12 protein-coding genes and 1 pseudogene are annotated in these 12,378 nt (G+C 36.6%); 4 read left to right on the forward strand and 9 right to left on the reverse strand.

From position 1 onward, the window contains the following. Window positions 1-58 precede the first annotated feature (58 nt). From TY11_RS13070 to TY11_RS13080, 3 genes are all read right to left on the reverse strand, one after another. The gene (locus tag TY11_RS13070) at window positions 59-850 is read right to left on the reverse strand and encodes an SDR family oxidoreductase (protein ID WP_042146851.1); all 792 of its coding nucleotides are present in this window, start codon (window positions 848-850) and stop codon (window positions 59-61) included. A gap of 123 nt (window positions 851-973) precedes the next feature. Further along, window positions 974-1,234 (reverse strand): DUF3006 domain-containing protein, encoded by a 261-nt coding sequence (locus tag TY11_RS13075; RefSeq protein ID WP_042146853.1) that lies wholly within the window; start codon window positions 1,232-1,234, stop codon window positions 974-976. Window positions 1,235-1,252: 18 nt separating this feature from the next. Then, window positions 1,253-2,521, reverse strand: a complete 1,269-nt coding sequence (locus tag TY11_RS13080) for an MBL fold metallo-hydrolase (protein ID WP_042146855.1) — start codon at window positions 2,519-2,521, stop codon at window positions 1,253-1,255. Between the two features lie 295 nt (window positions 2,522-2,816). Here TY11_RS13080 and TY11_RS13085 point away from each other — a divergent pair, with 295 nt between their 5' ends. Continuing rightward, a complete protein-coding gene (locus tag TY11_RS13085) occupies window positions 2,817-3,182 on the forward strand; it encodes a DUF3006 family protein (RefSeq protein ID WP_042146857.1) in 366 nt (121 codons plus the stop codon). 5 nt (window positions 3,183-3,187) lie between these two features. Here the strand turns inward: TY11_RS13085 and TY11_RS13090 are convergent. Then, window positions 3,188-3,432 (reverse strand): annotated as a pseudogene (locus TY11_RS13090) (shikimate kinase); the annotation flags it as partial. Window positions 3,433-3,478: 46 nt separating this feature from the next. Beyond that, window positions 3,479-4,345, reverse strand: coding sequence for a YitT family protein (locus TY11_RS13095; RefSeq protein WP_042146859.1), 867 nt, complete (start codon window positions 4,343-4,345; stop codon window positions 3,479-3,481). A 142-nt stretch (window positions 4,346-4,487) separates the two neighbouring features. On the opposite strand from TY11_RS13095, the gene TY11_RS13100 reads away from it, so the two are divergent. From TY11_RS13100 to TY11_RS13110, 3 genes are read left to right on the forward strand one after another with little or no spacing between them, the layout of a single operon-like run. After that, complete coding sequence (locus TY11_RS13100; RefSeq protein WP_052345831.1) at window positions 4,488-4,976, forward strand: NUDIX hydrolase; 489 nt, start codon at window positions 4,488-4,490, stop codon at window positions 4,974-4,976. Between the two features lie 28 nt (window positions 4,977-5,004). Next, window positions 5,005-5,619, forward strand: coding sequence for a hypothetical protein (locus tag TY11_RS13105; RefSeq protein ID WP_042146862.1), 615 nt, complete (start codon window positions 5,005-5,007; stop codon window positions 5,617-5,619). Between the two features lie 22 nt (window positions 5,620-5,641). Further along, window positions 5,642-5,899 carry a hypothetical protein gene (locus tag TY11_RS13110; RefSeq protein WP_042146864.1) on the forward strand — a complete coding sequence of 86 codons (258 nt, stop codon included), beginning with the start codon at window positions 5,642-5,644 and terminating at the stop codon, window positions 5,897-5,899. Between the two features lie 37 nt (window positions 5,900-5,936). Here TY11_RS13110 and TY11_RS13115 read toward each other — a convergent pair whose 3' ends face one another. The 4 genes from TY11_RS13115 to corA all read right to left on the reverse strand — a co-directional run bounded on the left by TY11_RS13115 (window position 5,937) and on the right by corA (window position 12,173). After that, window positions 5,937-6,722: a hypothetical protein gene (locus tag TY11_RS13115; RefSeq protein ID WP_042146866.1), complete on the reverse strand. Its 786-nt coding sequence runs from the start codon at window positions 6,720-6,722 to the stop codon at window positions 5,937-5,939. Window positions 6,723-6,876: 154 nt separating this feature from the next. Continuing rightward, window positions 6,877-9,351 (reverse strand): tetratricopeptide repeat protein, encoded by a 2,475-nt coding sequence (locus TY11_RS13120; protein ID WP_042146868.1) that lies wholly within the window; start codon window positions 9,349-9,351, stop codon window positions 6,877-6,879. Between the two features lie 116 nt (window positions 9,352-9,467). Then, window positions 9,468-11,057 carry a hypothetical protein gene (locus TY11_RS13125; RefSeq protein WP_231495821.1) on the reverse strand — a complete coding sequence of 530 codons (1,590 nt, stop codon included), beginning with the start codon at window positions 11,055-11,057 and terminating at the stop codon, window positions 9,468-9,470. A gap of 168 nt (window positions 11,058-11,225) precedes the next feature. Continuing rightward, window positions 11,226-12,173, reverse strand: a complete 948-nt coding sequence (gene corA, locus TY11_RS13130; RefSeq protein ID WP_042146872.1) for a magnesium/cobalt transporter CorA — start codon at window positions 12,171-12,173, stop codon at window positions 11,226-11,228. Between the last annotated feature and the right edge of the window lie 205 nt (window positions 12,174-12,378).

Consider the following 12,378-nt stretch of genomic DNA (forward strand, 5'->3'; position numbering starts at 1 on the left):
TAGCGGGATAAGGGAGAATTAATTCCCTTATTCCGCAATATTTGACTGAAATCTGCTTCTATAATGCTTTCACAAGCCCACCATCAACCAATAATGTCTGTCCAGTTACATATGTATTGGCAGAGGAGCAAAGAAAAACTGCCTGTTTAGCAAATTCCTCAGGTTTACCGTAGCGTCGCATTGGAATACTTGCTTCTGTGGAGGTTTTTATTTCTTCATAAGAGACACCTAACTTATCTGCGCGTATCTTATCAAGGTGTGCAACCCGTTCGGTGGCAATTCTTCCTGGCCCTATTGTATTGATTAGAATATTATCTTTCGCGAGCTCTTGGGAAAGACTCTTTGCTAGACCGACTACACCTGCACGAAATGTATTGGATAAAATAAGATTATCTAAGGTTTGTTTGATTGATGATGATGTAAAGTTAATGATGTGTCCGCGTTGTTGATTCTGCATATATGGTAGGACTTCGCGGATTGCCCTGACAAAGCTAAGTAAATTAAGTTCAAAAGCATTTTGCCATGCTACATCATCGAAGTTTTCGAATCCACCAGCTGGAGGTCCACCTGCATTGTTGACAAGAACATCGACGGTTCCGTGTTTATCAGCAGCAAATTGAACGAGGCCTTTTATGTCATTTGGGTTGGTTACATCACAGGTTTTATACGTCACATTATGGTTTGATGTGCTTTCTTGAATTTCCGCAACTACCGCTCTTAAATCCTCTTCATTACGGCTAGAAACAACAACATGGGCACCTTCTTGAGCAAACTGAGATGCTGTTGCTTTACCTAGGCCTTTACTCGCAGCCATGACGATTACTGATTTGCCTTTTAATCCTAGATCCATATGTATTACCTCCTTAAAATTTCCACTAAGAAGATTATAACATACTATCGCAATAGTCAGAAAAGAATGTAATAACTATTATAAAAATGCCAGACTACCTGTATTGGCTGTCTGACATTTCCATTAGCTTTTCTTAAATTTACTTCCATTACTATTTGCCCTAAGTTTAGCAAGTAAATCTGCAGTAGTTTCTTTTGCTTCTTTTTCGGCTTCCTGGTCAATGGCTAGGATTTGATAATCGCCATTTTCGTTTGCTATTTTAAATACTGTGTTAATCTTACTTCCCTCAGGTAGTTCTTCTTTTAAAACAACGAGTTCCGCTTTATCTTCCTCAATTAAAATCACTGCTTGATTGCCTTCAAACCTGTCTAGTACACCTCTCATGGTTATCCCTCCGAACAATTAATTAACACATGCAACACCTTCTGCAACAATATCTTTTATTCTAGCTGGTCCAATTCCATTGATACGGTCCAAATCTTCTACAGAGCTAAATGGTCGTAAGTCGATTAAATCCTGTGCCCGTTCAGGGCCAATATGTTTAATTCTCTGTACTTCTTCCAAAGAAGCGGTATTAATATTGATACAGCTACCATTCGATTGGTTATTCGATGTGTCGGCATTAGAACTTGAATTTTGATTGGAACCTGAATTATTAGATGCTGTACTTTTTGGTGTTACTGTACCATCTTTTCTAGTTTTTATAGAATAGTCTTTACCATCCGTTCTAACAATAATCGTGCCATGAACATCGGTACCATATAATTGAATCCCAAGATTCTGTATTAGAGAAACAACTTCTAGATGTGGGTGTCCATAACTATTTTCTGAACCGGCACTGTAGATAGCAACTTCTGGACTAACTGCTTCTACAAAGGCTTGATTACTGGACGTACTAGATCCATGGTGTCCTAATTGAAGAATGTCTGCATCGACACTGAGACCGGAATTCATCATCCAATTCTCTGCACGTTGATCAGCATCTCCGGTAAATAGGAATGTTACCTCTCCGTATGTGAAAAGTAGCGAGATGGATTCTTCATTGGAAGCACCGGTGATGGAGTTTGGATACAACACTTTAACATTCATAGGTCCAATATCGTATTCTTCACCAGTTCTTGGTTCGTGATAGTTTGCTCCACTCGTTAGAACAGCCTCTAAAGCACGTTGGAATGTGTTAGATGTACTTTCATTACCCGAAAGCCAAACTTCCGTAACGGAAAACTCGTTAATAACATCTGCTAACTGTCCAATATGGTCTGCATCTGGATGACTGCCGATGACTAAATCTAGACTTGTTACTCCTTGTGATTGAAGATAATTCACAACTTCATCTCCACGCCAATCACCAGCATCAAATAGAATATTATGTTCCTCATATTGAAGTAAGGTAGCATCTGCTTGCCCTACATCAATATAGTGAACTTGAAGTTCTCCAAGATTTTCTACTTGTTTGGTAGTATCTTGCTTCGTTTCTTGTGAGGTTTCTTCGTTAGCGGATTTGCTTTGTTCTTCCGTTGTATTTTCAGCGTTTTCCTCTTCAAGCGATACTACCGATTCCTTTTTCTCTACCTCATTCGCTAAATGATCACTTCTTTCCTGTTCCACTCCTTGGCCGCATGCAACTAAGAAAATGGCCATAAACATGGGTAGTATGAGTCTTTTATACATTGTATTCCCCCATTAGTAGTTAAATAATTTCCTTACTAATCGTATCAAAATAGCAAGAAGATATCTATATGATCAATCAATTAGAGAGGTTTAGACGATGTGCTAGAACTCAATTTGGTTATTTTTAATCGAAATTCTATTTTTTATAGCAAATTGATAAGTAAATACAAATTTGTTAATATTGATCATCTGATTTCTACCCAATTTCTACTAGTAAAAATCCATTTTGTAAAGATGACATGAGATTAGAATATTGCCATACTTAGTCAAAAAAGGGGAGAGGACAGGGGAAGTCATGTACATTAGAAACATATTGATTTTCTTTTTATTCTTTTTATTGGTTTGTAATGGCTTAGTTACAATCTTTGCTGAAAAAATTTCACTTGAAAAGGAAGGGAAGTCTATAGATTTTATTAGCGTGACAGGCATGGTCGATCGTATGGAGAATGGGGAGTTGGCGGTCATTTTAGTGGAAGAATTGGAGTCAGAATTTGTAGTGAATACAAGTGACATTGATACTAAATTAGCCCGGGATGTTTGGGTTGATCTTATCATAGTGGGAAAGGAAATAAAGGAGTTAACCATAAATGTGGAAAAAACACAGGAAAGGGAGAAGGAGATTAAGGAACTAATGAAGGGAATAAAAGAAGAAATGGATTGATTTCTTTATAATCCAAATTGTTCCTTAACCATTTTTGCTACTTCTTTTGCATTGATAGTTGTATTATTAATTCTCATGTAATTCGTTTAATTTCCCCTGGCAAAGAATATAAACGATATTTTTTCATGGAGTTTGTTAAATCCTTTTCGGACCACTCTATATTCTGTTTTGTTGGCTTATGTCCAAGTCTAAGGGGTGTTTTATTTCTTACTAACCTTTCATCTAGTTCTGCTTCAAGTTCAATTAAATACGTTAGTTCAAAAAAAGATAACAGCTCCAAAATCGGAGCTGTTATCTTAATGGATCGCCTTTTTAAATTTCCCACCATGTGCCTCTTGCGCATCGACTATGGTTATAAATGCTTTTGGATCAGTTTCGTGGACAATGGACTTTAATTTTGCAATTTCTAAACGAGTTAGAACAACAAAGATAACTTCTTTGTCCTTTTCTTCATAGCCACCTTTTCCGTATAGGTTTGTAATCATTCGTCCAAGCCTATGCTGAATCGCTTCGCCAACTTCATCATATTCATCTGTAACGATAAGGGCTGCTTTTGTATCACCGGTTAATCCTTGTCCAACAAAGTCGATTGCTTTAGATGCAATGAAATAGGTGATGATGGATAACATGGCCTGTTCCCAGCCTAGCACAAATCCCGCCCACGCGAAAATAAAGATGTTAATGAACATAACGAATTCACCCACGGAGAAGGGCAATTTTCGAGATAAAAGAATTCCTAAGATTTCTGTACCATCTAATGCACCACCATTACGTATGACGATACCTACCCCAATTCCTAGAATTAATCCGCCAAAAACTGTAGCTAATAATGGCTCATCTGTAGCAGGTAAGATAGTATGAAGAGTTGGTTCAATAAGAGCTAGGGCGACTATACTGAAAAGCGATGCCAATACAAAGCTTTTTCCTATAAATTTGTACCCTGCAATTAAAAACGGAATGTTGAAGATGAAAATTAGGATACCAAAATTCAGTCCTGTAAGATTGTTAGTAAGTAAGGATACACCAATGATTCCACCATCAATAATGGTATTTGGTATTAAGAAAAGTTCAAGTGCAACTGCTGCTAGTGTTGCCCCAATGAGCATCATAATGTAACGTGTAATAATACTTCCGATAGATTCCTTTTTATGCTGTTTTCCCATATCAATACACCTTCTTTGAAAAAAATGAAAAAAATGGTACTTTTAGATTATACATGAAAATGGATATTCTATGTTGTGCTAAACTATTTGTTACCATACTTTTCTAGTTAGAATTCAAAAAAACTTAACGGGGGAATATAAATTGGATATTTCGGTACCTATTGGGAATGGCATATTTAATTTTCGGGCAGGGGTTATTTTGGTTGATGGTGACCGAGTTTTGTTGCACAAAAAGGAGCATGACACCTTTTGGGCGCTGCCAGGTGGAAGGGTGTCGATGTTTGAAAGTAGCTCTGAGACGGCGGTTCGCGAACTAAAAGAAGAGATAGGTGTCGATGTAGTCGTGGAAAGGTTGCTGTGGCATACGGAAAACTTCTTTCCATTTGAAGATAAGAAATTTCATGAGGTAGCAGATTATTATTTAGTAAGATTACAAGATTCTCACACCATCTATTGTGGCGAGAGTCAATTTACGGGGATGGAAGGAGACGATGTATTAATTTATAAGTGGTTTGATATTTCGGAACTTCCAGGAACAGAGCTATATCCTGAATTCTTAAGAGAAGATTTAAGAGAACTTCCCGAACATCCGGTGTTCTTGACAATTAATCAGATGGACGATTTAGGGTGATTCACTCTGCTAGAAAGGAGCATATGAAATGGATGTTTGGTACGCAAGTTACGGCTCTAATATAATGGAAAAACGGTTTATGGCTTATATTCATGGTGGAATAGTGCAAGGTTCTGAACAATTGGAACGAGGGTGTCATGATAAAACTGCTCCCAAAAAGAGTGGACGGATTGATATTAAGTATCCCCTCTATTTTTCCAAAGAAGGATCCAAATGGGGGAAAGGCGGAGTTGCGTTTATTGGAACCGAGCAATCTGAAACGGAAAACACAATTGGAAGAATGTACCTAATCACAGAAGAACAATTCCGTGATGTTGTTTCCCAAGAAAACAATGGAATGGAAGTACAAATTGATCTTATTGAAGTGGAGAAAAATGGGTTTGTTGATATACATAATGGCTGGTATAACCGAGTTGTATTTCTAGGAAAACAGAATGGATCCCCGATTTTCACGTTTACAAGTAGTTATTCGTTGAACTCGGTTTTGTTTACGAAGCCATCTTCCGCATACTTGTCCGTTATTGCAAAAGGGTTAATGGAGCTTGGACTTACATGGGAAGAGGCAGTTGACTATTTTCTGAACAAGAAAGGAATTCAGGGGAGTTTCTCTAAAGTTTCCTTAGGTGATTATCTAATATACTAGTATAGAAAAGAAGGACGTTATGATGAATCTTTGTAAATATAGTCTAGTACTCTATATACTTGCACTGTTATTGTTAGTTGTTCCTGTTCTGATTACGTTAGGAACAGATGAGAACTATGGGCTGACATGGCATTTATTATTTACTAATATAGCAATTGGGTTTCTTTTATTAGGGAAAGTCTTATCTCTCATTCAAAAAAGAAAAGAAAACAAAAGTATTATTGCAGATACTAGCATTATAGTTGTTCTATTTATAATCTTTGTTCCGAGGTTGTTTTAGAGGAAATTGAAGGAGTTTGGACTATCCAAACTCCTTTTTACAACCGCACATTTATCATAGAATTCTTATCTCCTTTATAATAAAAGACACCTTCCATAATCTGTGTATCTGGGAAATGCAAGTGATCCCAGTAAAATTTTAAGGCTTCCTCACGATCTACTATTTGGTTAAAATTCTCAAGGGCAAGTATGGAGTTCATGTTAAGTTCGTATCCAGCCTCTAGGTAGGTAATGAAGAGTTTTAGTTTTTCAAATGTCAGTCGTTCCTTTCTTTGAAAAACGGCTGTATATAGTACGGATCTGTAATGTTGCAACACTGGGTTTTTAGCGATTTCATTCACGATATGTATACGATTATGCTTAATTGCTAGATCCATGTATTTCTCTGGTATTGTTTCATTGAAAATAAGACTGAATACGTCTTGTTTCTTACAACCAGTGTGTTGACAAATTTTCTTAACATCATATTTTGTTTCCTTCAATAAAATTGCCAGGTATTCGTGTTTTAATTCGTACTTCACATTTTCCGCCATGCAAGACTGAAACAATTGGAACGTCCATTCAAGCTCAGAAATCTGTTCCCAATCGGATATAAATACCGGAACAATTTTAATAGGATGATTTAATAGTAACTTGTTATAAGCTTCAATGCCTTTATGTAAAAGTAGCTCCCCATGTTTATTTCGAATGACATGTACATATGGAATATTGGCTGATGTGTATTTGTGATAGGAATGACGAGTGAGGGATTGGGAAGATGTGTGTCGAGCTTTTATTTTTCGAAATAGAACCCATTCAATCTTAATAAAATCCAATTTTATCAATCCTTTCCCTCTTGTTTCTAAAGGTTATGAAGGAAGTGAATTGTCCTATACCATTGTTATATGTTTGTAATGAACGTGCGAGATCAAGGGTAGTTTGGTTAAAAGAAAAAGGTGTGGGAGCAATTTTAGAATTGCTCCCGCACCTTTGATTTTATTATAGAAATGGTAAAGAAATAATATCAGTATTGCCTAGGCTTGTTTGCACGGCTTGTTTTTCTTGCAATTCGTAGTTTAAATGCTTTGCTTTCTGGGACCAAAGGCTGATCGGCTCTCCGGAACCAGTTCCACCTTTAATATGGCAACGTTCTAGTCCGATATTTGCTTGAATTAATCCCCACTCCTGTTGGATGGTTTGATAAATATCAATTGCCAGGTTAAAGTAATGGGCTGCTTCTTTCAAGAGACCTTTCTGGAGATTAGTCTCTCCTTTTGATAAGTAAACATGAGCTTCCCAGCCTTTTATTCCTACCTTTTTAATAAGTTTCATTGCTTCATTTAATAAATCCTCAGCTAATGTGTACTCCTCTTTCATACGATAAATATCGGCTAATGTACAAACTAGAATAGCCTCATATCGTTCATACCCACCTTTTCGAGCAATATCGATGGCAATCTCACAAAAATCTATAGCCCATTTATGATGTCCATTTACTTTAAGAATATCCGCATACTTTCGGAGAGCCCTTACCAAATAATTGTTCATCCCTGTTTCCTGGGCATAACGGATCGATGCTACTAACCATTTTCTGCTAAATGTTAAATCTCCTGATAAAACTCCTAAATTACCACCAAGCATAAACAATAATTCATTATATTCCTCATGCCATTTTTTCTCTCTTAAAATGTTTTCATAGCTTAATAGCTCATGAATTAATGGCTTAACAGGCAATGAAAACATCTGGTGATGGACTTTGCGAATTACCAGATGAGTTTTTTCTTTGGAAGCCAAAATTTCGAGAATATCCTGATTGGCAAATAATTCCTCTATCATTGCTATCGCAGATCCGTATTCACCATTTAAGTGAACCATATCAATTAATATTTGCATTAAGGAGATTCCGAGTGAATTTGCTCCGTGCTCTTGGTATAGCTGTTCTAATACTTGGCGAAGAAAGCTAGTTTCTCCACGTAATTGCAGCTTTTTAAGTGTTTGTAAACAAGTTGAGGAAAGCCAATTGAGAAATTGCTCTTTTTCCATATATGCTTGATGGTGGAATATGGATTCCTCAAGTGCTTGAATTTCTTTTTCAGAATTCAGGCTAGCTGTAGAATATTTCATTACAAGACCATCAAAATATTTAGCGAGTGATTGATGGACTTTGGTTACCAACTCTTTATTGGAATAATCTAGTATACCTTGTCGCATTAATGCATGAATAAATAGCTTCTCTTGTTCTTTTGATATAAAGGAGAACTTATTAAAATCATGGTATCTTGTAATTGCATATCCTGTTGGATGTACATTAAGTAGATAGCTAAATATTTCTTCCGTATAATATCTTGGAATCGTCATGACTTTTAGGGTCTCGATTTCTTCGTCCGTCAAATATTGAAGGAATCTATCTAATATTTCCCGCTGATTGGAACCAAATTTACTAACTTCCATTGCTTCTCCGCGGTTCTTTATCTCAAAATATGTATCTACAGATAAATCTAGATGGTACGGATGTCCACCACTAGAGGAGATGATTTTATCTCTAATATCCTTCTCTTCAATTCCACAATTCACCAGAAAATTTTCTGCATCCTTAGTAGAAAGGTTTTCAATAATATGGTGATCAAGAATATCTTTCCAATCAGAATCATATTTTTCCCATTCTAAATATTCTCTTCCGCAGATGGCAAATAATACATTTGGTAGTGATCCAATCAGTTCGCGTACCCACTTGTCTTTTGAATGGATGGTGAGTTTATTGGTCACACTTGCCCATAACGCTTCAAATGTATCTATGAAGATTACAGTATTTTTTATCTTGTATTTCTCTATTGCTTGTAGTAAATCATAGGAAAAAAATGCGATGAGTCTCTCTTCAATTTCTTGAATCGTGCAATTCTCTAACTCTACCAGTTGTTCTTTTACATCTTTATGTAGGTTCCACTTTTTACCTGAATCGTATATTCTTCCAACAATCCCCGTAATAGAGCCAGCAATTCCTAGACCATCTAACGTCCCAATGATATTCCCAAGGATTGATAGTTCGTTTGCAAAACGAAACTTTTTCTCATTGTATGAGGTATCCGGGTTCCTCTTGTAAAAGTAAAGAGAATAGGCAAGTTCAAAATGAGGAAACGAAATCTTTTTTTGATATTTTATTTCTCTGACTAGCTCAAGTAGTGCCCGTGCTGGTGAATGAAATGCTGTGTCCCTAAAATCGATTGAAGTATAAAGTGCATTGGCGTCGTAGTCTGTTAGCTCTAATTTTAGCTGCTTTTGTAAACTAGTTTTTCCAATACCTCCGACACCATAGTACACGATAACGTCGTACTCATCCGTGTGACTAGGTCGTTGACTAATATTGCTTAAATGATTAAAGAAGACTTCTCTCGGTAATTCGCGGTCGGTAAACGTTTTGGTTGCAAAGTATCGACGTTCTTTTCTTCCAATTTGAAACTTTGGCTGAATTGGCATAAATACACCCCCATATTAGCATTATAATCGGTCAAAGGTCCTAGTACCATAGGGAATATTAAAAAAGGATGCCAGGCCCCTACATTAAGGAGCTTGGCACCAAGATGTACAATATATTATTCTGGAATGTATACAGAATCAATGATCGTTCGTTTAAATGGGTTGCCATTTTTCGTGATTCCCTCTACTTCAATCGTAATATTGTAGACCTCTTTTGAATGCTCAAAGGTAAGAACTTTTGATAGGTTTTCTTTGGCAAGTATAGTTTTACTATTGGAAGGATTACTAGATTGAGCAACGGTATACGTTGCTTTAAGCGTTTTTTCCTGAAGTAGGTCGATATTGGAAATTACCTGGTAGTTAATTTTTGCAGAGTCCTTAATAGGTGATTGATTGCTATGAAGTAGTTTATTAGGAGTTTCATAGTTTGCTACCAATAGATAAGCGTCATCCTCTTTTGGTGTTAGTTCCAATTTCCATTTCCCAGCAGGAGGCTTCTTTACGGAAATCGTTGTATTTAATGCTCCAAGGAAAATTCCATCTTCCAATTTCTTGGACTGAATATTTGGCGTAATAACTTTTCCAGAAGGTGAAATTAACTTCACATCTGCTATATCACTTGAAGTCATCAAATTAAGGCTAAGTTCTTGAACATGATCTTCAACTGTAATTAGAATGTCTGTTTCTTTCTCAGCATGTAATGGTCCGCCATCGACCCATTGATTATGGTTAGGAGTTATTTTATCAGTAGACTCGTCTATTGTATTCATCAACTTATTTCCATAGTAAGTATTATCTGACAAATAATTATCATATACAGGAAAAGTGACTCCAGTTCGAATGGAAGTGTGGTTCCAGTTCTCAATGGCTACCTGTTGGCCACCTGGTAATCTGCTACTGACAGTTGTTACAACGCCATCATTGGAACCATATTGGGATAAATACATTCCTCCATACCAGGTAGATGAAAAGGCACTTCCCCAGCCGGTACCACCTAATGTATAGTAATCATTATAATAAGCCCTCGATTGGCCATCTGTTTGAGAACGGTAATCTGCCATATAAGCCATTTGCATGGAATAAGTTCCATCCCCCTTAGCACCAATTAAATCTGCAAGCCATCCAGCAGAGGAACTGTAAGCTAAATCAGCTAATTGTGACCCATGATGTGGACTCGAAAGGGTAATCACGTTTTGTACATATGGCCAAGCACCGTAATACGTTAAGGCGGTTTGACTATCTACGCCGCCTTTACTATAGGCCACAATCGTAATAGGCTTCCCGAAGTAGTTAGAGATTTCCCTAATTTTGTCAGCAAGCAAAACTCCATTATTCCACATATCAGCTGAGGCACCGCCTGCATCGTATAACTGAACAAAAGCTGTTTGGTAGCCCGCATTTACAGCGGTTTGATACATATCATTGTCTTCCCAAAACACTTGTGCAACATTATTCAGCCCGGGAACAAACAGTAATACAGGAGCATTTGCTACCGGGTTGGAAGGGGCCGTGCCAATATACCATTCCCCTGGAGTTTCGTTATTTCCATTGTTCGCTTTACCGGAAATTGATTGGAGGGTTTCTTCTTTAAAGAGAATTGGATCAGGAATTGAGGTTGAATTTACTTTTCCTTCTGTAGCAGAAAGCGGAATCGAAAAACTAAATAAAAGCATAATGCTCAAGAACAACATGACTAACTTTTTCAATATTAGTTTCCTCCCCATTTATATTCATCAAATCTTATTCAACAATAAGCGTTTGATGAAAAAATGGGGTTGGGAAAGTTAAAAAATCGTTCAAAAGTAGTGATAGCTGTTTTTCATTTAGAATATCTATGCCTAAAGTTATAATACTAGTCAATTGTCAGACAACGTTCATTTAAACCAGCCCTTCTTTTTGAACCAAAGAATCATTAGAATGCTCACGGTTAGCATGAACGCCACAATGACAAAGTAGCCATAACGCCAACTCAGTTCAGGCATATTGGTAAAGTTCATGCCATAGATTCCAGCAATAAAGGTGAGAGGAGCAAAGATGGATGTAATCACGGTTAATATTTGAATAACTTTATTTTGTTGATAGGAATTTAATGAAATGAAATTATCTCGAATATCATTTGTGATGTCGCGATTAGAATCAACCATTTCCGAAAGTTTGAGTAAGTGGTCATAAATATCCATGAAGTATTCCCGGTGTTCTTTAATATCAAGGTGATGTGAATTTAAGATACGATAAAGCAAATCCCTAATTGGGTGAATGGCATGCCTTAATTTCAGAAGTTGATGTCTTAGTTCAAAAAGCATATCCAATGGAATATGTAAGGAAACCTGTTTGGGGTTTTGTTCTAAAGCATTGATACGATCCTCTAACTGATGAATAATAGGGAAAAAATTATCGACTATCTTATCAAAAACCTCATAAAGTATACGATACGCATCCCAATCCGCAATGTCCTCGATTTTTAGAAAAGTATTCCAAACTTGATTTACTTCCATCAAATCTTGTTGATGAAACGTGACAATATAATTTTCTCCTATAAAGAAGTTAATCTCAAATTGATCAAAATCCCTCGGACCAAGAGTATGGGTAACAACCAAAGAATAATCATCATAATAATCCAGCTTAGGTCGTTGTTGACCATAGATGCAGTCTTCGATTGCTAACCGGTGGAATTGAAGAGCGGTATCAAGTTTTGTAATTTCCTCTTCTGTAGGGTTGTTAAAGTCAATCCACCACCATTTATATTCACTGAACGTGACACCATCTATGGTTAGATTTGTTATTCGCTTGTTTTCATTTGTAATTGCAATTACTTGGATCAAAGTAAGTTCTCCTCAATCTAGAAATTAAACTATGTCCTATAAGTTTGACGTAAAAGTTAGGGAAATATGTAATACTTTTAGTTTTGCTGGTCATATATAAATTGCTTATAGACAAAAAGTGAGCTTTTTTAGGACTAACAAAGGATTTGTATTCGACATTAATACTTTATAACCAACTTTCATAGGTTATTATTCTCATTTCACC

The sequence above is a fragment of the Paucisalibacillus algeriensis genome (assembly GCF_000577245.1).
GTDB lineage: Bacteria > Bacillota > Bacilli > Bacillales > Amphibacillaceae > Ornithinibacillus.

Bases quoted from the DNA above. Each gene is read 5' to 3' on its own strand.
- TY11_RS13070 (WP_042146851.1), bottom strand. From the start codon at position 850: ATGGATCTAGGATTAAAAGGCAAATCAGTAATCGTCATGGCTGCGAGT.
- TY11_RS13075 (WP_042146853.1), bottom strand. From the start codon at position 1,234: ATGAGAGGTGTACTAGACAGGTTTGAAGGCAATCAAGCAGTGATTTTA.
- TY11_RS13080 (WP_042146855.1), bottom strand. From the start codon at position 2,521: ATGTATAAAAGACTCATACTACCCATGTTTATGGCCATTTTCTTAGTT.
- TY11_RS13085 (WP_042146857.1), top strand. From the start codon at position 2,817: ATGTACATTAGAAACATATTGATTTTCTTTTTATTCTTTTTATTGGTT.
- TY11_RS13095 (WP_042146859.1), bottom strand. From the start codon at position 4,345: ATGGGAAAACAGCATAAAAAGGAATCTATCGGAAGTATTATTACACGT.
- TY11_RS13105 (WP_042146862.1), top strand. From the start codon at position 5,005: ATGGATGTTTGGTACGCAAGTTACGGCTCTAATATAATGGAAAAACGG.
- TY11_RS13110 (WP_042146864.1), top strand. From the start codon at position 5,642: ATGAATCTTTGTAAATATAGTCTAGTACTCTATATACTTGCACTGTTA.
- TY11_RS13120 (WP_042146868.1), bottom strand. From the start codon at position 9,351: ATGCCAATTCAGCCAAAGTTTCAAATTGGAAGAAAAGAACGTCGATAC.